Origin of the sequence: Sulfitobacter sp. W002, assembly GCF_025142135.1 — a bacterium.
GTDB classification, from domain to species: domain Bacteria; phylum Pseudomonadota; class Alphaproteobacteria; order Rhodobacterales; family Rhodobacteraceae; genus Sulfitobacter; species Sulfitobacter profundi.
Map to the genome: position 1 here is coordinate 552636 of NZ_CP081126.1, position 20667 is coordinate 573302.

Sequence of the window (20667 nt, forward strand, 5' to 3'; positions counted from 1 at the left end):
CCCGCGCTTCTGCCGGGTTGAAAGGGATTTTGAGGATCCGATGTCAAAAGCAAAGCGCGGAAATGCCGGGTGGCGGGATTTTGCCGATCAAAGCGTGCCGAAGGAACCCTAGCCCTCGGCTCGCTCAACCCCTGCAGCAATCGCTTCGCGCAGGCGCTTTTCCAAGGTGCGCTGCTTGGCCTCGGTGTAATATTTCAGGCCGAACATGTCTTTGACGTAGAAGGTATCGACCACCTGCTCGCCGAAGGTCGCGATCACGGCGTTGGCAATATAGACGTTTGAGCCGGCCAAGGTGCGGGTCAGATCATAAAGAAGGCCGGGCCGGTCGCGGGTGTCGACCTCGATGATCGTATAGATTTCCGAGCCTTCGTTGTCGAAAGTGATATGGGTCGGCACCTTGAAAGCGCGTTCGCGTTTCTTGACCTTATCGCGCGATTTCAGCGCATCGCGGGCGACGATCTCACCGCGCAGGGTCTTTTCGATTGTGTCGCGCAGGCGCGGCAGACGCGAAGCTTCATAGGCGTTGCCTTCGCTGTCCTGAATCCAGAAGGCATCGGTCACGAAACCGTCTTTGGTGGTATAGCTGCGCGCGTCGACGACATTGGCTCCGACCAGTGCAAGCGCCCCCGCAAGCCGGGCAAAGATGCCCGGATGATCGGCCATGACAAAGCTGGCGCGGGTGGCGCCGCGATCTTCGTCTGGGTGTAAATCGATGCGGATGTCGTCATTGCCGATGTCGCGCAGCAGTTCTGCAAAGGCGACGTGAGCGGTGACATGCAGACCCTGCCAATAGGGCGGGTAGTGGCGGGCCGTCTCGCGTTGCAAGAGCTTGCGCGGCCAATCGGAGAGCGCGGCGCGCAGGGCCTTTTTGGCCTCAGCGCCACGGTTCTCGCGGTTGAGGTCTTCGAGCCCGGTTTCCAGCGCCCGTTCGGTCTGGCGATAGAGGGCCCGGATCAGCACCGCTTTCCAATTATTCCAGGTGTTCGGCCCCACGCCGCGAATGTCGCAGACCGTGAGCACACAGAGCAGGTCGAGCCGTTTGACCGTCTGCACCGCCTTGGCAAAATCACGCACCGTACGCGGATCGGCGATATCGCGTTTCTGGGCCATGTCGGACATCAGCAGGTGATAGCGCACCAGCCATTCGACGGTATCGACCTCATCGCGTTTCAGCCCCAGCCGTGGGCCGATGCGCCGCGCGAGTTTCGCGCCGATGATCGAATGGTCCTCGGGCCGCCCTTTGCCGATGTCATGCAGCAGCAGTGCCACATAAAGCACCTTGCGATTGACCCCGCGCTTTAGGATCGAAGAGGCAACGGGCAGTTCTTCTTCCAACTCGCCTTTTTCGATCCGGGCGAGGTTGGCAATGCACTGGATGGTGTGTTCGTCCACCGTGTAGGAGTGGTACATGTTGAACTGCATCATCGCGACGATCGGCTCGAACTCGGGGATGAAGGCGCCCAAGACGCCTAATTCGTTCATCCGCCGCAGGGAGCGTTCAGGATTGCCGTGTTTCAACAGCAGATCAAGAAAGATGCGCCGCGCCTCGGCTGTGCGGCGCATGTCATCGTCGATCAGCGCGAGGTTGGCTTTGATCAGCCGCATCGCGTCAGGATGGATCAGCATGCCGGTGCGCAGGGCCTCTTCGAAGATGCGCAACAGGTTCAGCTTGTCTTGTAGAAACTCTTGGTCGTCCTTCACCGCGATGCGGTTGTGGACCACCTGAAACCCTTCGCGCATTTTCGGGCGGCGGCGAAAGATGCGCTCCAGCAGCGGCTCGGCCTTCATATGCGACGCTTCAAGCCCGCTGACAAAGATACGGGTCAGATCCCCCACCGCCGTTGCGTGGCGGAAATAGGCCTGCATGAAGATCTCGACGCCCCGCCGGCCCCCGATATCCTGATAGCCCATCGCTTGGGCAACCTGCACCTGCATGTCAAAGGTCAACTGTTCCGTCGCGCGACCTGCAATCAGGTGAAGATGCCCGCGCACGGCCCAGAGAAAGGCCTCGGCCTCGCGGAAGGTGTCGTATTCATCGGCGCGAAAGACACCGAGATCGACCAGATCGGCGACCCGATCCACGTCATGGATGAACTTGGCAATCCAAAAGAGTGAGTGCAGATCGCGCAGCCCGCCTTTGCCTTCCTTGACGTTGGGCTCGACCATATAGCGCTCACCCTGTTTCAGGTGGCGGTTGTCGCGCTCCTCCAGCTTGGCTTCGATGAAATCCTTCCCGGCGCCCGAAAAGAGGTCGTTCTTAAGCCGTTCGGAAAGCTCTTGGGCAAGTGTGAGGTCGCCATCGATGAACCGGTTTTCCAGCAGAGCGGTCTGAATGGTGTAGTCATCGGCCCCAAGCCGCAGGCAATCTTCGATGGTGCGGGTGGCGTGACCTACCTTCAGCTTCAAATCCCACAGGATGTAGAGCATCGATTCAATCACGCTCTCCGACCAAGCGGTGGCCTTGTAGGGGATGAGGAAAAGCAGATCGACATCGGAAAAGGGCGCCATCTCTCCCCGGCCATAGCCACCCACGCCGATCATGGCGAGCCGTTCACCCTCGGTCGGGTTCGGATTGGGGTGCAGAACCTGCGTGGCAATCTGCAAGACGCAGCGCAGCAGTTGGTCGGTGAGATAGGTGTAGGAAGAGGTCATCGCCCGCGCATCAAAGGGCGATTCCGCAAAACCCGCGGCGATTGCCTTGCGGCCCGCCCGCTGGGCTTCTTGGATAAGGGGGACGATCTCGGCGCGCAGCGCGGCACCTTCCAGCGTGCTGTCGCGTTGCGAAAGGGCCTGCCAGACGGCTGTATCGTCAAAGATTTGTTCGGGCGCGCAAATCAGGCGCGGGTGTCGACGCGCGCCTGATGTTGTTGTCGGTTTCGCGAGGTCCAATTCAGAAACCAGCCCCGCCAAAGCCGCGCGGCGCTGGGTCTAGCACGACAACCCGGCTGTTGCGGATCGTGGCCACGGACAGTGCGCGTTCATTGGTGCCATCGCGGCGCAGGCGGAAGATGCCGCTGGCCCCTTGGAAGCCCGCCCCTTGGGTCAGGGCCGCACCGGTAAGCGCGTTGGACTTACCGCCCTTTACCAAAGACCCGATCGCCGCGATCCCGTCAAAGGCCAGCCCGGCCAAAGGATGGGGGTCGCTGCCATAGGCCGCTTTGTAGCGGTTGGAGAAGGCACCGCTTGCCGCTGTGTCGGGCAGGGCAAACCAGCCGCCCTGCACGCCGGTCAGGGCCAGCGTTTGCTGCGGGATGTCCCAACGGGTCAGGCCGACGTATTGTGTGGTCGCCGATTGGATCCCAGCTTCGGGCAGCAGCTCTGCGAAAAGCGGCAGGGCACTGGCCGAAGACGTGGTGAGGAACAACGCATTTGCGCCACTGCCTTCGATCGTTGCCTTGACCCGCGGCACGGCGGCCACGACCGACTCTTGGCTCAGCGCGTAATCCACGGTGCCCGCCAGCGTCGCGCCATTGGCGCTGATCGCCTGAACGATCGCATCGCGGCCCAGTTGACCGGCAAGGTCCTGGCCATGCAGCACGACCATTTTGTCTTTGCCATTGCGCTTGGCAAAGCTCACCAAACGGTTGGCGGTATTGGCAAAGGTCGGCCCAAGCACGAAGACATTGCCGCCCGCGATGGTCGGGTTGTTCGAGAAAGAGATCACATTGACCCCGGAAGAGGCCACCGCCACGCCGGCCGCATTGGCCGCCTCGCCGTAAACCGGCCCGAGGATGATCTTGGCCCCTTCATTCACCGCCTGAGAGGCAGCAGCAGCGGCTTTGCTGGCGTTGCCCGCGGTGCCATAGACGCGCAGGTCAATCTCGACGCCGCCAAGGTCGCGCATCGCAAGGCGCGCGGCGTTCTCAAGGTTTTTGGCCAGCAACTCATCGCTGGCAGAGCCGCCGCGCGGCACCAAAAGCGCGACAGGAACGGGGGCAGAGGGGTCAATGCGCGGGCCGCCGGAATTGGCGCCGCCGATGGCGACGGGCTGACAGGCCGCCAGCAGGACCGCGAATAGAGGCAATAAGAGCAGGTGCATCTTCTTGCGGAAGGCTCGGAAACAGGCAATCATTTGTATTCACTCCCCGGTGGTGGCAAGACGACGACGGTCGCCGGAACATGGCCGCGATCATAGTCACTGCGAAAGGCGGGTCCAGCGTTGAAATTCCTCAAGACAGATCTAGCCCCGGGACTTTATTTCGTGGGCGTCCCGATCGGCACCGCACGCGATATCACGCTGCGCGCGCTGGACACGCTCGCCGCGGCGGATCTGCTGGCGGCCGAAGACACGCGCAGCCTGCGCAGGCTTATGGAAATCCACGGGGTGCCGCTCAATGGACGCAAGGTGATCGCCCTGCACGACCACAGCGGCACATCCGTGCAAGAGCGGCTTATCGGGGCGGTCCGTGAGGGCAAATCTGTCGCCTACGCGTCAGAGGCAGGCATGCCCCTGATCGCCGATCCGGGCTTCGAGCTTAGCCGTGCCGCCGCCGAGGCGGGGGTGATGCAGACCTGCGCACCGGGGCCCTCGGCGGTGCTGACCGCGCTGGCGCTGGGCGGCCTGCCGACGGATGCGTTTTTCTTCGCAGGCTTCCTGCCCAATAGTAAATCCGCACGGATCGCGGCGCTGGAAAAGCTGCGCGACGTGCCGGGAACCTTGGTATTTTACGAATCACCCAAACGGCTTGGGGCCATGCTGCGCGATGCGGCAACCGCGCTGGGCGCGGGGCGCAAAGCAGCCATGTGCCGAGAGTTGACCAAGAAGTTCGAAGAGATTCAACGCGATACGCTTGAAGACCTTGCAGAGACCTATCAGGCCCAAACGCCAAAAGGCGAAGTGGTCGTTCTTATTGATCGAAGCCGTTCAGAGTCTGTTAATCACCTTGACCTAGAAACAGATTTGCAACGGGCGCTTAAAGAAATGTCGATGCGTGACGCTGTCGATTTGGTGGCGCAGGCCCATGGCCTGCCACGGCGGCAAGTCTATCAGGCGGCATTGGCGCTTGGCAAAGGTTAGGACAACGGTCGGAGTAACGAACATGGCGCAGGGTGACACAGGAATGATGCGAACTGCGGCCAAACGCCAGCGGGGCCGCATGGCCTATCATGCCGGGATCGCAGCCGAAAATAGGATCGCGCAAGACTACGAAAGACGCGGCTTTGCCATCGCGCGCCGCCGCTGGCGTGGCCGCGCCGGAGAGATTGACCTGATCCTGCGCGATGGGGCTGCCCTGATCTTTGTCGAAGTGAAGCAAAGCCGAAGTTTCGCGCGTGCCGCTGAAAGCCTCTCTGCCCGACAGATGCAGCGCATTTACCGCTCTGCCGAAGAATTCCTTGCCGGTGAACCTGCTGGCAGCCTGACCGAAGTGCGCTTTGACGTGGCGCTTGTTGATGGGCAGGGAGCCACGGAAATCATTGAAAACGCTTTTGGCCACGGCTGACCCATTGCGTATAGGCCCCTGCTGCGCCATCTAAGAAGCGATCCCACAAGCCTGCACCGTCGGTCCGGGTCGGATCACGATAAAGGTTAGCAGCGGGGAGACGCCGATGAAAATCGCCTTTCAAATGGACCCGATCGGGGACGTGAACATCAATGCCGACAGCAGCTTTCGGCTGGCCGAAGAAGCGCAGGCGCGGGGGCATGAGCTGTTCTTTTACACACCCGATCATCTGGCGTACCAAGAGGGGCGGATCACCGCGCGGGGCTATGATTTTACCGTGCAGCGCGTGCAGGGCGATCATGCCCAGTTCGGAGAGGAGCGAGAGGTCGATCTGGCCGATTTCGACGTGGTCTGGCTGCGCCAAGACCCGCCTTTCGACATGCATTACATCACCTCGACCCATTTGCTGGACCGGCTGAAAGGCACCACTTTGGTGGTCAACGATCCCTTCTGGGTGCGAAACTATCCCGAGAAACTTTTGGTTCTCGATTTCCCCGACCTGACGCCGCCCACCACCATTGCGCGGGATCTATCGACCATCAAAGCCTTCAAGGCGAAGCACGGCGATGTGATCTTGAAGCCGCTCTATGGCAATGGCGGCGCCGGGGTGTTCCGGCTGGATGCCAATGACCGCAACCTCACCTCATTGCATGAGCTGTTCACCGGTTTCTCTCGGGAGCCGCTGATCGTTCAGAAATTCCTGCCCGCCGTGTCGAAAGGCGACAAGCGCGTCATCCTTGTGGACGGGGAGCCCGTAGGCGCGATCAACCGCGTACCGGCAGAGGGCGAGACGCGGTCGAATATGCATGTCGGCGGGCGGCCGGAGAAGGTCGGGTTGACCGAGCGCGATCTGGAGATTTGCGCCGCCATTGGCCCATTGCTGAAAGAAAAGGGGCAAATCTTCGTCGGTATCGATGTCATCGGCGACTATTTGACCGAAATCAACGTGACCTCTCCCACCGGCATTCAGGAACTGGAACGGTTCGACGGCGAGAATATCGCCGGCAAAATCTGGGAGGCGATCGAGGCCCGCCGCGGGTGAGCCTGCGCCAGCAACTTTTGAACCGCTGCCTGCGTCTGACAGAGAAGCCTTTGTTGACGCGCGCAAACCCTCAAATGCTGCGGGCCACGATGGAGATGCAGGCGCGGCTCTTTTTCAAAGGGCCGCGCGATGTCTCTGCCGAATGGCGGGGCTTGCCGGGGGCGGGTTCGGCGCTTTGGCTTATGCCACAGGGCCCCTCGAATGGTCGCGTGATCCTCTACATCCATGGCGGTGGATTTGTCTTCGGCAGCCCGGAAACCCACCGTGCCATGGTCGCGCGTTTGGCGCTGCTGACGGGCGCACAGGCGGTGCTGCCGCGCTATGCGCGGGTGCCGGAGGCGGCCTTTCCCAAACCTGCGGAAGACATCCGCGCGGCTTGGGACGCGCTGTGTCGGACAGGCATCGCCGCGCGGGACATCGTGATTGGCGGCGACAGCGCGGGCGGTGCTTTGGTCTTTGACCTTTTGGCGGAGCTTTGCCGCGAAAGCGCGGCGCTGCCTGCGGGGGCCTTCGGGCTTTCCCCTTTGTTGGACATGACCTTTTCCGGTGCGAGCTTCACGCAGAATGCCGAAAGTGACGTGCTGTTGCCCGCCGCCCGCGCGGCAGAGATGGCGCGGCTATATCTTAGGGGGCAGAGCGCAGAGAGCCCGCGGGCAAGTCCGATCCTCGCGGATTTCAAAGGGGCGCCGCCGGTCTGGCTTACCGTGAGTGACAGCGAAATCCTACGTGACGACAGCCGCCGCTTTGCGGCCCGTTTGCGCGACGCGCAGGTGCCGGTCACCTTTCAAGAGGTCCATGATCTGCCGCATGTTTGGCCGCTGTTCCAGAACCACCTGCCGGAGGCGCGGGAGACCCTTGCGACCCTCGCCGCGTGGATCAACGCCTTGCCGCCGGGTCGGGCAGGCGAAAGCTGATCGCTTCGGCCATATGGGGGCGGCGCACCTCGGCGGCGCCCTCGAGGTCGGCGATGGTGCGGGCCACGCGCATGACCCGATGATATCCACGCGCGGAGAGGCAAAACCGTTCAGCCGCACGCAGCAGCAGGTCGCGCGCGTCCGCATCCGGGCTGCCAATGGTTTCGAGCAATTCCCCCGCCGCGTCGGCATTGGCCGATATGCCGTCATGCTGGGCGTAGCGGGTTGATTGGAGCGCCCGCGCGGCAGCGACTCTTGCCGCAACCTCGGCAGAGGTGTCGCCGTTGGCGGGCAGGTTGAGGTCACTGTAGCTGACGGGGGGCACGTCGACACGCAGGTCGAAACGGTCCATCAGCGGGCCCGAAATGCGGCCTAGGTAATCTTCGCCGCAGGCCGGAACGCGGGCGCAGGCGCGGGCCGGATCGGGCAGATATCCGCATTTACACGGGTTTGCTGCGGCCACCAGCATGAAGCGGCAGGGGTATTTCACATGGGCGTTGGCGCGCGCGATCATGACCTCGCCAGTCTCGATCGGCTGGCGCAGGGTTTCCAGGACCGTGCGATTGAACTCTGGAAATTCATCCATGAATAGCACGCCATTATGCGCGAGGGATGCCTCACCCGGTCGCGCTTGGCGTCCGCCGCCGATGATGGCAGCCATCGAGGCCGTGTGATGCGGCTCGCGAAAGGGGCGGCTGCGGGAAATGCCCCCCTCATCCAGAAGCCCGGCGAGGGAGTGGATCATCGACGTCTCCAGCGCTTCGGTCGCGGTGAGCGGCGGTAGGATGCCCGGCAGCCGTGCGGCCAGCATGGATTTGCCCGAACCCGGCGTGCCGACCAACATCAAATGGTGCCGTCCGGCGGCGGCGATTTCCAGCGCGCGTTTGGCGCGTTCCTGACCTTTGACGTCGCGCAGATCGCGGCCTGCTGCGGTCAATGGCACCTCCCCCGGTTCTGCGGGCGTGATCGGCACTTGCCCTGTATAGTGGCGAACAACGTCGCCTAGATTGGCCGCGGCGATGACCTGTGTGTTGCCGACCCAAGCGGCCTCTGCTCCCGATCCTGCGGGGCATAGGAGGCTGCGGTCGTGGGTGGCGGCAGCCATCGCCGCAGGGAGGGCGCCGACGACCGGCATCAGCGTACCGTCGAGCGAAAGCTCTCCCAAGGCGACCACATTCTGGGTGATGTCCTCCGGCAGGATGTCGAGCGCTGACAGAAGTGCCAGTGCGATGGGCAGATCGAAGTGACTGCCCTCCTTGAGCAGGTCTGCTGGAGAGAGGTTCACGGTGATGCGTTTTGACGGCAAGGCGATGGCCATGGCGCTGAGCGCGGTGCGCACCCGGTCGCGCGCTTCTGACACGGCCTTGTCCGCCAGTCCGACGATAGAGAAACCGGGCAGGCCCGCAGTGACCGCGCATTGCACCTCGACAATGCGCGCCTCAATTCCCTGAAATGCGACCGTATAGGCCCGCGATACCATTGCCCACTCTCCCGCCTTGCTATGGTTAATCGATAGGCAAGACGGGTTTAGGAATGGTTAATGCAGGTCTTAGGCCGCCGTAGCGACGGGCCAGTCCCGTTTGGGCAAACCAAGCTCATAGGGAAACGGCTCATACGCGGTTTCCAACCCGGCAGCGCGCCATGTTTTGAAGGCCGGATCATGGATTGTGGCGTCGCAATAGGCCCGCGCATCAGCCGAGACAGGCAGGTCATAGCCGACGATCCGCGCGGCAACCGGGGCATAGAATACTTCAGCGAGCGAGTAGGCCCCGAAAAGCCACGGCCCTGCGCTGCGCGATTGGCTGCGGGCATGTCGCCACAAGTCTTCGATGCGCTCTAGGTCTTGCCGGGTGTCGGCATCCGGGTCGAACCCTTCCCACACATGTTGCAATTGCATCGGGCAGGCTCCGCGCAGCGCGCCGAAGCCGGAAGCCATCGCAGCACATAGCCAGCGCGCCGTGGCGCGTGCGGCTGGATCGGCGGGCCAGAGCCCGGCATCGGGATGCCGTTCGGCCAGCGTTTCGGCCATGGCCAGCGTCTCTCCCACCACAGTGCCGTCGGGCAGACGCAGGGCAGGCACCAAACGCGCCGGGGCGAGGGGGGCAAGGTCTTGGGCCATGGTCCCACTGTAGAGGCCGACCAGATGCGCGCGATAGGGCAGACCGAATTTCTCAAGCATCAGCCATCCCCTGAGGGACCAACTGGAGAAGGTGCGATCGCCGATATAAAGATCATATGTCATAGGCGAAATTAGGCAGAAGCAGGTCGCCAAGCAAAGCCCTTTGTGCGGCGGTGCAGGCTAGGGCGTGTGATTAATGCCGTTGATCCGCCAAGTGCCGCTTTCATGTACCAAATGCGTGACCGAGAGATTGTCGATCTTATGGGCCATCGCCTCAAGCGGGCCGCCGCCTTGGGCCTGTTGGACCTGCGTCAGGATCACGCCGAAATGCGCCACGGCGATCACATGGGCGTTGGGGTGGGCCGCGTTGATCCGTGCCACCACCCGGTCGACGCGGGCCTTGGTCTGGTTCCAGCTTTCCCCTTCGGGTGCCGCGACATCGCCGGGCGTCTCCCAATAGGCGCGGCTGAGGTCGGGGTCGCGCGCGGCAACCTCGGAAAAATGCAGCCCATCCCAAGCGCCGAAATGCAGTTCGCGCAGCCCGTGTTCATGGGGCAAGCGGCGACGAGAGGGCTGGGCCAGCGCATCCGCCGTATGCACCGCGCGCATCAAGTCCGAGGACACCAGCAGCGCGTCGTCAGGCAGGTGCCGGTTCAAACGTGCCAGACGGGGGGCATCGGAAAGGTCCGCCGGGACATCGCGCCAGCCGACAAAGTTTTTCTCATGGGTTGGGCCGTGGCGCACCCAGTGCCAGATGGTCACGGCATTTCCCCTTTCAGCAGTTGCGGCAGGCCAACGACGACCTGCACCACGGTGTCCGCCTCGGCGGCCAAGGCGATGTTGAGCCGTCCCTGCGCCTCGCGGAATTGCCGCGCCATGGCGTTTTCGGGCACGATGCCTTGGCCGACCTCGTTCGAGACGATGACCCAATGCGCGGCACAGGCTCGCAGAGCCGTCAAAAGCTGTGCCTGCGCGGACATTAGATCGCTGTTTTCCATCAAATGATTGCTAAGCCACATGGTCGCGCAGTCGATCAGCACGATTTCGCCTGCGGGCAATTTCGCCAGCGGTTCGGCCAGATCAAGCGGGCATTCAACGGTGCGCCATCCTGCATCACGTCTTGATTGATGTTTGTTCACGCGTTCTTGAACTTCGTCATCCCAAATGCGTCCGGTGGCAAGGTAAGTCTTTGGCAAACCGCAGGAATTTACGAGGCCCTCTGCCCATTCCGACTTGCCTGAGGCAGCCCCGCCTAGGGCAAAGGTAGTTCTAGGCAACATCTTCTCACCAAATATTTGAACCAAATGGCATGTCTCTGCGTATCTCCACCAACGGCCCATCACAAGGTGCGCCACGCATTTCTCAAGGGGGATACCAAATGTCATTGCAGACCGCTCGCGAATTTTCACTCACCCGCACCGCAATGAAGGCCGAATTGCTCGACGCCGAGACAGAGTTGGAATTGGCCTATGCGTGGCGCGATCAGCGGGATGAGGCCGCTTTGCATCGTTTGATCACCGCCTACATGCGTTTGGCAATCTCAATGGCGGGCAAGTTCAAGCGCTACGGTGCGCCGATGAACGATCTGATCCAAGAGGCCGGTTTGGGCCTGATGAAAGCTGCCGACAAATTCGACCCCGACCGCGGCGTGCGGTTCTCGACCTATGCGGTTTGGTGGATCAAGGCGAGCATTCAAGATCATGTGATGCGCAACTGGTCGATGGTACGGACCGGTTCGACCTCCTCTCAGAAATCCCTGTTTTTCAACATGCGCCGCGTGCAGGCCCGGTTGGAGCGTGAGGCCACGGCAATGGGTGAGACGCTGGACAAACACCAGCTGCGCCAGATGATCTCGACCGAGATCGGCGTGCCGTTGCATGATGTCGAGATGATGGAAGGGCGTCTGTCGGGCTCTGACTATTCGCTGAACGCCACGCAATCGGCTGAGGACGAGGGCCGCGAGTGGATCGAAGCGCTGGCTGACGAAAGCGCGCAGGCGGCGGAACGTGTCGAAGAAAGCCATGACACCGCGCAACTGCGCAACTGGCTGCTGACGGCGATGCAGGGGCTGTCAGAACGGGAGCAGTTCATCGTGCGCGAGCGCAAATTGCGCGACCCTGCACGCACCTTGGAAAGCCTCGGGGATGAGCTGAGCCTCAGCAAAGAACGCGTGCGCCAGCTTGAGGCCGCGGCCTTTGGCAAAATGCGCAAGTCGCTTGAACTGCAATCACGCGAGGTTTTTGCCTTTCTCGCCTGACCCCCTTCAGCGATGCCCACCGGGGCTGGCAGATTTCGCCGCCCCGGATTAAGGTCTCCCGAACGCAAACGGGGGGCCTTTATGCTGTCGGGCAAACATATTCTGCTGATCATCGGCGGTGGCATTGCCGCCTATAAATCCCTCGATTTGATCCGCCGCCTGCGCGAACGCGGGGCCAAGGTGACCCCGGTTTTGACCCGCGCAGGCGAAGAGTTCGTCACCCCGCTTTCCGTCTCGGCCCTGACCGGGGTGAAGGTGTTTCGCGATCTTTTCGACCTGGGGGATGAGGCCGAGATGGGCCATATCCAACTTAGCCGCGCGGCAGACCTGCTGGTGGTCGCCCCCGCCACGGCTGATCTGATGGCCAAGATGGCGCAGGGTGCGGCGAATGATCTGGCCTCGACCCTGCTGTTGGCCACCGACACGCCGGTATTGCTGGCGCCTGCGATGAATGTGCGCATGTGGCAGCACCCCGCGACACAGCGCAACATCGCCACGTTGCGCGGCGATGGCATCACCATGGTGGGCCCGAATGACGGTGACATGGCCTGCGGTGAATTCGGCCCGGGGCGGATGGCCGAACCGCTTGAGATTGTCTCCGCTGTTGAGGCGCAGCTTGGCAACGGACCCCTCAAGGGCAAACGCATCCTCGTTACCTCCGGCCCCACCCATGAGCCGATCGACCCGGTGCGCTACATCGCCAACCGCTCTTCCGGTGCGCAGGGCACGGCCATCGCGCGCGCGCTCAGGGCATTGGGGGCAGATGTGACCTTTGTCACCGGCCCGGCAGAGGTCGCGCCGCCCGAGGGGGTCAAGGTGGTGCCCGTGCAAACGGCGCAAGAGATGATGCAGGCGGTAGACGCCGCACTGCCCGCCGATGCCGCCGTCTTTGCCGCTGCGGTGGCCGATTGGCACGTGCGGGGGGCAGGGGACCGCAAGTTGAAGAAATCCAAAGACGGGCTGCCCAGTCTCACATTCGCGGAAAATCCCGACATCCTGAAAACCATCAGCCAGCGCAGCGAAGGCCGCCCCGCGCTCGTCGTGGGCTTCGCGGCAGAGACCGACAATGTGCTGGCCCATGCCACCGCGAAACGCGCGCGCAAGGGCTGTGACTGGATCGTCGCCAACGACGTTTCCCCCGCCACCGGCATCATGGGCGGCCGCGAGAATGCCGTGACGCTGATCACCGACGCGGGCGCAGAGGACTGGCCGCGCATGGGCAAGGATGCGGTGGCCGCCCGTCTGGCCGAACGCATTGCCGCAGCACTTGCCTAAGGGGACGCTATGACCACGATCAAACTCTGCTGGGCCGAGGGCGCGGACCGCAGCCTGCCACTGCCCGCCTATGAAAGCGCAGGCGCGGCGGGCGCGGACCTGCGGGCCAACTTGCCCGAATGTCCGGTCACGCTGGCCCCCGGCGCGCGGGCGCTGATCTCGACCGGATTGCATATGGCGATCCCGCAGGGATTCGAGGTGCAGATCCGCCCGCGCTCGGGCCTTGCGCTGAAACATGGGATCACCTTGATCAACAGCCCGGGCACCATCGACAGCGATTATCGCGGCATCGTGGGGGTGATCATGGGCAATATGGGGCAAGAGGCGTTTACCGTCGAACACGGCATGCGCATCGCGCAGATGGTCGTGGCCCCGGTGGTGCAGGCGGGGTTCGATCTGGCCGATAGCCTTGATGAAACCCCGCGCGGCGCGGGCGGTTTCGGCTCGACGGGGGCGCTCTGATGCTGGCGGTTTTAATCATCGCTGCCGCTCTTTGGTTTGGCGGCGGGTTTCTCGGCCTGCCGCGCGGGCTACGTGCGGGGCTGGTTGCGGTGATGTATCTGGCTTTGGTGGGGCTGCATCTGGTCTTTCCGGCCACGCATCCGCTGCGGTTGGCCACCGGCGGGAGCGCCGCGCCTTGGCTGCTGCTGGGCGGCTTCGTTGCGCTGGTGATGCTCTACCGGCAGGGGCTGGCAACCCTGCGCGCCCGCGCCACACCGCGCGAACCGGCGGCGCCCCAGACCTCGGGCCGTTTCTCGGACAGTGAACTCAACCGTTATGCCCGCCATATCGTACTACGCGAGGTCGGCGGGGCCGGGCAAAAGGCGTTGAAAAACGCCAAGGTGCTTGTCGTGGGGGCGGGTGGCCTCGGCGCGCCGGCGCTGCAGTATCTCGCAGCGGCGGGCGTCGGCACCATCGGGGTGATCGACGACGACACGGTCGAGAACGCGAACCTGCAGCGGCAGGTAATCCACAAGGACGCGGCCATCGGCACGCCCAAGGTCTTCTCGGCCCAAGCCGAGATGCTGGCGCAAAACCCCCATATCACCGTGCGCCCCTACCACCGTCGCCTCAGCGACGAGATCGCCGCCGAACTGGTGGCCGACTATGACCTCGTGCTTGACGGGACCGATAATTTCGACACCCGTTACCGGGTAAATGCCGCCTGTGTCGCAGCTGGTAAGCCACTGATTTCAGGCGCGCTCAGCCAGTGGGAGGGGCAGCTCAGCATCTTTGATCCCGCGCGCAGTGCGCCCTGCTATCGCTGTATCTTTCCGCAAGCGCCTGCCGCGGGTCTGGCACCCTCCTGTGCCGAGGCCGGGGTGATCGGGCCGCTGCCCGGCGTGATCGGCACGATGATGGCGCTTGAGGCGGTGAAGCTGATCACCGGCGCGGGCAGCGTGCTGCGCGGCGAGATGATGATCTACGACGGGCTTTACGGTGAGACCCGCAAGATCGGGCTCAAGCGGCGGGCGGGCTGCGAAACCTGCGGCGAGTGATTGCAAGTCTCCTCCCCGCGCCCCATCTAGAGCGCAAAGGAGATTTACATGACAAATCCGCTGCTCGCTGACTGGAACACGCCCTTCGGCATCGCCCCCTTTGATCGCATTTCAGACGATGATTTCGCCCCCGCGCTTGAGGAGGCATTGACCGCCCACCGGGCCGAGATCGACGCCATCGCCGAGAACCCCGAGGCGCCCAGCTTTGCCAATACGATCGAGGCGCTCGAAGCATCCGGCGACGCGCTCGACAAGGTGCTGAGCGTATTCTTCACCGTCGCGGGGGCCGACAGCAACGGCGCGCGCGAGGCGTTGCAGCGCGATTTCTCGCCCAAGCTTGCCGCGCATCAATCGGCGATCTCGGGTAATGCCACGCTCTTTGCCCGCATCGCTGCCATCTGGGAGGCCCGCGACACGCTCGATCTGACCGAGGAGCAGGCCCGCGTGCTGATGCTGACGCATCGCGGCTTCGTCCGCTCTGGCGCGGCCTTGACCGGGGCCGCCGCCGAGCGGATGAAAGAGATTAAGGCGCGGCTGGCGGTGCTGGGCACGCAGTTCACGCAGAACCTGCTGGCCGATGAGCGGGATTGGTTCATGCCGCTGTCGGAGGGCGATCTGACTGGCCTGCCGGAATTCGCGGTCGACGCCGCCCGCGCGGCGGGCAAGGAGAAGGGCGCGGAGGGCCCGGTGGTCACGCTCTCGCGGTCGCTGATCACACCCTTCCTGCAATTCTCAGACCGTCGCGACCTGCGCGAAAAGGCGTTTCGTGCGTGGGAAGCGCGCGGTGCGAATGGCGGGGAAACCGACAACCGCGACATCGCTGCCGAAACGCTGGCCCTGCGCAGGGAGCGCGCGGAACTTCTGGGCTATAAAAATTTCGCCGCCTACAAGTTGGAAACCGAAATGGCCAAGACGCCGGATGCCGTGCGCGACTTGCTGATGTCGGTTTGGAAACCTGCCAAGGCGCAGGCCGACGCCGATGCCGAGGTGCTGACCGCGCTGATGCGCGAGGACGGCGTGAACGGGGCGCTGGAGCCATGGGACTGGCGCTACTACGCCGAAAAACGCCGCGCGGCAGAGCATGACCTCGATGAGGCGGCGCTGAAACCCTATTTCCAGCTCGACCGGATGATCGACGCGGCGTTTGACTGTGCTAACCGGTTGTTCGGCTTGGCGTTCGCGCCGCTCGACGTGCCGCTCTACCACCCCGACTGCCGGGCGTGGGAGGTGACGCGGAACGGCAAGCATGTGGCGGTCTTTATCGGCGATTACTTCGCGCGCGGCTCGAAGCGTTCGGGCGCATGGTGTTCGGCGATGCGCGCGCAGGCGAAGTTCCCGGCCGCGCAGGCACCGGTGGTGATCAACGTCTGCAATTTCGCCAAGGGCGACCCGGCGCTGCTGTCCTATGACGACGCGCGCACGCTGTTTCACGAGTTCGGCCATGCGCTGCACCAGATGCTGTCGGACGTGACCTATGAAAGCGTCAGCGGCACCTCGGTGGCGCGGGACTTTGTGGAATTGCCCAGCCAGCTTTATGAGCATTGGCTGGACCAGCCCGAGGTCTTGCAGAAATTCGCCACCCACGCCCGCACGGGCGAGCCGATGCCGCGTCAGATGCTGGACAAGGTGCTGGCGGCGTCGACCTTCGACATGGGGTTCCAGACGGTGGAGTATATCGCCTCGGCCCTCGTCGATCTGGAGTTCCACGACGGGTCCCCGCCCGCCGACCCGATGGCGAAACAGGCCGAGGTGCTCAGCAGCATCGGCATGCCTCAGGCGATCCGGATGCGCCACGCCACGCCCCAATTCGCGCATGTCTTCTCGGGCGACGGATATTCCAGCGCCTATTACAGCTACATGTGGTCCGAGGTGATGGACGCCGACGCCTTCGCCGCTTTCGAAGAAGCGGGCGGCGCCTTTAATGCGGAGCGCGCCGAGGCGTTGGAGACCCACATCCTGTCGACCGGCGGCAGCCGCGATCCGGCAGAGCTTTATACCGCGTTCCGGGGGCGTCTGCCGGGGGTCGAGGCGCTGCTCAAAGGGCGCGGGCTGGCGGCCTGAGCCTTGACGCGACCGGGGGTTAGTACCCCCGGTCGCGGTCTACCAGATGTAGCAGAGGCTCTCCGGCCTCACTGCGGCGGATGTTCTCGGCGATGACTTCCGAGGCCGTCTCATTGCGCGTGGCCGCCGCGAGATGCGGGGTCACGGTGACGCGCGGATGCGCCCAATAGGGGTGGTCCTCGGGCAGCGGTTCCACGCGGAAGACATCCAGCGTGGCATGGGCGATCTGCCCGCTGTCGAGCGCGGCAAGCAGGGCGTCATCATCAATCAGCGGGCCGCGACCGGGATTGATGATAAACGCGCCTTTGGGCATCTGCGCCAGTGTCTCGGCGTTCAGCACCTCTCGCGTGGCGGGGGTGTCGGGCATCAGCAGCACGGCGATCTCGGCCCGTTTCAGCGTTTCTGTCAGGCCCGCATCGCCATGCAGGCAGCGCACGCCCTCGATCTGCTTTTCGCTCCGCGACCAGCCGGTCACGTCGAAGCCCAGACCCACCAACGCCGCGGCCACCGCTTGGCCGAGCGCACCGATGCCCAGCACCGCCACGCCCCGTTCGCGTGCCAGTGGCGGGGTGCGCGGCTCCCATTTAGCGTCCTTGCGCAGAATGTCCGCATCCATCCCCAGATGATGGCGCAGCACATGGCCCGTGACCCATTCGACCATGCCGTGGGTCAGGCCGAAATCGACCATCCGTGTCAGCGGGATATTCAAGGTCTCATTGCCGGTGATCGCCTCCACCCCGGCCCAGAGGTTCAGCACCGCTTTGGCGCGGGTGTAGGGGGTGAAATCCTGCAAGTCGCTGTTGGGGGCATATACGATATAATCGACCTCTTCGGGCGGCAGGTCGGTGGCGAGTGTGAAATCCCGCCCCGGCAGGGCCTTGCGCAGCGCGTCGTTCAACGGTTTTTCGTAGCCATCCCAGCGTTCGGCTTTGGCGGCGAAGAGAATATTGATCGTCATGAATTACCTCGGTCTATGAACATGCGCCGATTGCACCAGCCCAAAGGCCAGCAGCAGCACCAGCATGGCCGAGCCGCCATAGCTCACCATCGGCAGCGGCACGCCAACCACAGGGGCCAGCCCCATGACCATCGACATGTTAACGGCGAAAAAGAGAAAGAAGTTGAGCGCGATGCCCAGTGTCAGCAGGCTTGAGAACCGGTCTTTGTTCTTCACCGCCGAGGCCACGCAGAACAGGATGATCAGCGCATAAAGCCCAAGGAGTGAGACGCCGCCGACGAAGCCGAACTCTTCGGCCAGCGTGGTAAAGATAAAGTCGGTGTGTTTCTCGGGCAGGAAGTTCAGCCGCGACTGGGTGCCTTGCATGTAGCCACGCCCAGACCAGCCGCCCGAGCCGAGCGCGATCTTGGATTGGGTGATGTGGTAGCCCGCGCCAAGCGGGTCTTGGCTGGGGTCGAGAAAGGTGTCGATGCGGCGGTATTGGTAATCTTTCAGCAGTTGCCACGGGGTGCCGCGCGATTGGAAGACAGCAGTGACCAGCCCGATGGCGGCGGTGATGACGGCGGCGAAATAGGCCCAATGCACCCCTGCAAGGAACATCAGCCCGCCCCCGGCGGTCAAAAGCAGGATCGAGGTGCCCAAGTCGGGCTGTTTCAGGACCAAAGCGGTGGGGACCACGATGATCAGGATCGGCAGCAGGACCCAAAAGGGCCGCGACACCTTTTTGACCGGCAGCCAGTCGTAATAGGCGGCCAGAAACAGCACCAGCGTGATCTTCATCAACTCCGACGGCTGCAGCCGCATGAAGCCGATGTCGATCCAACGCTGCGCGCCCATGCCGACAGAGCCAAAGAGTTCGACCGCGACCAGTAGCACCAAGGTCGCCCCATAGGCCACGCCCGACAGGTTGCGCCAGAGCCAGATCGGCACCATCGCCACGGTGAACATGATCGCTATGCCCATGCCAAAACGCTTCATCTGCGGTTCGGCCCAAGGGGAGAATGACCCGCCCGCGACCGAATAGAGCATCAAGAACCCCACGCCCGCGACACTGGTCAACAGGATCGCCAGCGGCCAATTCATGAAAAGGATCTTGCGCAGCCCCGTGGGGACGGATTTGACCGTATGCTCAAGATAGCTCATGCCTGATCGTCTCCCGCTACGCTGGCCGAGGTTTCCGGTGCGGTGTCGCGCAGCTCTTCTTGCTGGGTGGCGATGCGGCCCCGGTCGGACTTGGGGTAGGCTTCGAGCGGCGGCTCGCCCCCGGCCATGGCCTGTAACATCACATCGCGCGCAATCGGGGCGGCGGCGGTTGACCCGCCCCCCCCGTGTTCCACCAGCACGCAGGCCGCGTATTTGGGTTTGTCGTAGGGCGCGAAGCACACGAAAAGCGCGTGGTCGCGGCGCTCCCACGGCAGGTCGGCGTTGCTGGTCACACCACGGGCGCGTTCGGCGGCGGTGATGTTGCGCACCTGACTGGTGCCGGTCTTGCCCGCCATGCGCATCGTGTCGTCGATGATGCGGCTGCGATAGCCGGTGCCGCGGCGGTCGTTGACCACGTCGTACATCGCTTTGCGCAACTGGCGCAGGTTGTTTTCGTTCAGGCCCATCGGCTCGCCCGCGCCGCTGGGTTGTTCCACCCCGTCGATGGATTTGATCAGCCGTGGCGTCACTGCGCGTCCGGTGGCGATCCGCGCGCTCATCACCGCCAGCTGCAGTGGGGAGGACAGGGTAAAACCCTGCCCAATGGAGGCGTTGACCGTGTCGCCCACGACCCAATCCTCGCCCCGGGCTGAGCGTTTCCACTGTTTGGTCGGCGCAAGCCCGCCCGCGACCGAAGACAGCGCCAGATCATGTTTGATCCCAAGGCCAAAGCGGTTCGCCATGGCGGTGATCTTTTCGATGCCCACCTTCACGGCGAGATCGTAGTAGTAAACGTCGCAGGATTGCTTGAGCGAATCTTGAAGGTCGACCCAGCCATGGCCTGCGCGTTTCCAACAGTGGAACCGCCGCCCCGCGACCTCCAGATGGCCGGGGCAATAGACGGTCTCATCGGGGGCGACGATGCCCTCTTCGATGGCGGCCAGCGCCACGATCATCTTGAAGGTCGAGCCGGGCGGGTAGGTGCCCTGCACGGGTTTGTTCACCAGCGGGCGGTATTTGGAATTTAGCAGCGGGTTATAGTCCGCCGAAGAGATGCCGCCGATAAAGAGGTTCGGGTCATAGCTGGGCGATGAGGCGAGTGCGGCCAGATCGCCATTCTCGCAGTCGATGATGACCACGGCGGCGCTTTCTTCGCCCAGACGGGCCTGCACATAGCGTTGCAGATTGGCGTCCACGGTCAATTGCAGATCCGCCCCGGCCTGACCTTCGCGCCGCTCCAACTCGCGCATCACGCGGCCTGTGGCATTCACCTCTACATGTTTGGTGCCCGCCGCGCCGCGCAGCAGGTTCTCGGCGCGGGCTTCGACGTTGATCTTGCCGATTTGAAAGCGCGGGATGCGCAGCACCTGATCGGGGTTTTCCAGCGCGTCGAGATCGGCTTGGCTCACCCGGCCCACGCGTCCCACCACATGCGCAAAATCCGCGCCGCGGGGGTAGACGCGGGTCAGGCCCACTTCGGGGGTGACGCCGGGCAGGGCAGGGGCGTTGACACTGACCTTGCTCACGACCTCCCAACTGACGTCATCGACGATGGTGACGGGCAGGAAGGGCGCGGAGCGGGCCATCTCGGTCATGGCGCGTTCGCGGGTTTCGTCATCAATTTCGATAACTTGGGCCAAACGTTCCATCACCGCCGCCACGTCGCCCGCGTCTTCGCGCACCATGACGATCCGGTAGGAGGGCACGTTATCGGCAAGCTGTACGCCGTTGCGGTCGAAAATCTCACCGCGGGAGGGCGGGATCAGGCGGATGTTGATGCGGTTCTCTTCGGCGAGCAGGCGAAATTGGTCGGCCTGATCGACCTGCAGATAGCGCATCCGCGCGGCCAGACCGCCCATGAACAGCAGTTGCGCCCCGCCCAAAAGGGCAGCGCGCCGGGTCAGGCGTGTGTGGTTTGCATCATTGTCGGCGCGGCTACGTCTCATCTCATCGCTCCC

General features: G+C 63.4%; 18 protein-coding genes. 9 read left to right on the top strand and 9 right to left on the bottom strand.

All coding sequences use genetic code 11. The features are described 5' to 3' along the window. Positions 1-108: 108 nt before the first annotated feature. A complete protein-coding gene (locus tag K3758_RS02790) occupies positions 109-2889 on the bottom strand; it encodes a [protein-PII] uridylyltransferase (RefSeq protein WP_259947438.1) in 2781 nt (926 codons plus the stop codon). A gap of 1 nt (position 2890) precedes the next feature. After that, positions 2891-4072: a penicillin-binding protein activator gene (locus K3758_RS02795; RefSeq protein WP_259947440.1), complete on the bottom strand. Its 1182-nt coding sequence runs from the start codon at positions 4070-4072 to the stop codon at positions 2891-2893. Positions 4073-4159: 87 nt separating this feature from the next. Here K3758_RS02795 and rsmI point away from each other — a divergent pair, with 87 nt between their 5' ends. The 4 genes from rsmI (at position 4160) to K3758_RS02815 (ending at position 7397) form a co-directional block, all read left to right on the top strand. Next, positions 4160-5017: a 16S rRNA (cytidine(1402)-2'-O)-methyltransferase gene (gene rsmI, locus K3758_RS02800; RefSeq protein WP_259947442.1), complete on the top strand. Its 858-nt coding sequence runs from the start codon at positions 4160-4162 to the stop codon at positions 5015-5017. 46 nt (positions 5018-5063) lie between these two features. Next, positions 5064-5441 (top strand): YraN family protein, encoded by a 378-nt coding sequence (locus K3758_RS02805; protein ID WP_162931891.1) that lies wholly within the window; start codon positions 5064-5066, stop codon positions 5439-5441. Between the two features lie 106 nt (positions 5442-5547). Continuing rightward, positions 5548-6483 carry a glutathione synthase gene (gshB, locus tag K3758_RS02810; protein WP_259947444.1) on the top strand — a complete coding sequence of 312 codons (936 nt, stop codon included), beginning with the start codon at positions 5548-5550 and terminating at the stop codon, positions 6481-6483. 53 nt (positions 6484-6536) lie between these two features. Further along, complete coding sequence (locus tag K3758_RS02815; RefSeq protein ID WP_259947446.1) at positions 6537-7397, top strand: alpha/beta hydrolase; 861 nt, start codon at positions 6537-6539, stop codon at positions 7395-7397. Here the strand turns inward: K3758_RS02815 and K3758_RS02820 are convergent. The 4 genes from K3758_RS02820 to cobU all read right to left on the bottom strand — a co-directional run bounded on the left by K3758_RS02820 (position 7360) and on the right by cobU (position 10796). Beyond that, positions 7360-8877 (bottom strand): YifB family Mg chelatase-like AAA ATPase, encoded by a 1518-nt coding sequence (locus K3758_RS02820; protein ID WP_259947448.1) that lies wholly within the window; start codon positions 8875-8877, stop codon positions 7360-7362. The genes K3758_RS02815 and K3758_RS02820 overlap by 38 nt on opposite strands. Before the next feature lie 69 nt (positions 8878-8946). Then, entirely contained in the window at positions 8947-9639 is a 693-nt protein-coding gene (locus K3758_RS02825) for a glutathione S-transferase (RefSeq protein WP_259947450.1), read from the bottom strand. Positions 9640-9696: 57 nt separating this feature from the next. Further along, positions 9697-10278, bottom strand: a complete 582-nt coding sequence (locus K3758_RS02830) for a histidine phosphatase family protein (RefSeq protein ID WP_259947452.1) — start codon at positions 10276-10278, stop codon at positions 9697-9699. After that, positions 10275-10796, bottom strand: coding sequence for a bifunctional adenosylcobinamide kinase/adenosylcobinamide-phosphate guanylyltransferase (gene cobU, locus K3758_RS02835; protein WP_259947453.1), 522 nt, complete (start codon positions 10794-10796; stop codon positions 10275-10277). The genes K3758_RS02830 and cobU overlap by 4 nt, the downstream gene beginning before the upstream one ends. Before the next feature lie 98 nt (positions 10797-10894). Between cobU and K3758_RS02840 the strand changes: the two genes are divergently transcribed. The 5 genes from K3758_RS02840 (at position 10895) to K3758_RS02860 (ending at position 16608) form a co-directional block, all read left to right on the top strand. Next, a complete protein-coding gene (locus K3758_RS02840; RefSeq protein ID WP_067626281.1) occupies positions 10895-11773 on the top strand; it encodes an RNA polymerase factor sigma-32 in 879 nt (292 codons plus the stop codon). A gap of 81 nt (positions 11774-11854) precedes the next feature. Further along, the gene (coaBC, locus tag K3758_RS02845) at positions 11855-13048 is read left to right on the top strand and encodes a bifunctional phosphopantothenoylcysteine decarboxylase/phosphopantothenate--cysteine ligase CoaBC (protein WP_259947457.1); all 1194 of its coding nucleotides are present in this window, start codon (positions 11855-11857) and stop codon (positions 13046-13048) included. Between the two features lie 9 nt (positions 13049-13057). Continuing rightward, positions 13058-13510, top strand: coding sequence for a dUTP diphosphatase (gene dut, locus K3758_RS02850; protein WP_259947458.1), 453 nt, complete (start codon positions 13058-13060; stop codon positions 13508-13510). After that, a complete protein-coding gene (locus K3758_RS02855; protein WP_259947460.1) occupies positions 13510-14547 on the top strand; it encodes a molybdopterin-synthase adenylyltransferase MoeB in 1038 nt (345 codons plus the stop codon). The genes dut and K3758_RS02855 overlap by 1 nt, the downstream gene beginning before the upstream one ends. A gap of 48 nt (positions 14548-14595) precedes the next feature. Beyond that, positions 14596-16608 (top strand): M3 family metallopeptidase, encoded by a 2013-nt coding sequence (locus K3758_RS02860; RefSeq protein ID WP_259947461.1) that lies wholly within the window; start codon positions 14596-14598, stop codon positions 16606-16608. 19 nt (positions 16609-16627) lie between these two features. Here K3758_RS02860 and K3758_RS02865 read toward each other — a convergent pair whose 3' ends face one another. Genes K3758_RS02865 through mrdA form a run of 3 tightly spaced genes read right to left on the bottom strand, consistent with a single transcriptional unit; the run spans position 16628 to position 20655 of the window. Beyond that, positions 16628-17566, bottom strand: a complete 939-nt coding sequence (locus tag K3758_RS02865; RefSeq protein WP_259947462.1) for a glyoxylate/hydroxypyruvate reductase A — start codon at positions 17564-17566, stop codon at positions 16628-16630. Between the two features lie 3 nt (positions 17567-17569). Next, entirely contained in the window at positions 17570-18709 is a 1140-nt protein-coding gene (gene rodA, locus K3758_RS02870; RefSeq protein WP_067916467.1) for a rod shape-determining protein RodA, read from the bottom strand. After that, entirely contained in the window at positions 18706-20655 is a 1950-nt protein-coding gene (mrdA, locus tag K3758_RS02875; protein ID WP_259947464.1) for a penicillin-binding protein 2, read from the bottom strand. Before mrdA ends, rodA begins: the two co-directional genes overlap by 4 nt. Positions 20656-20667 lie beyond the last annotated feature (12 nt).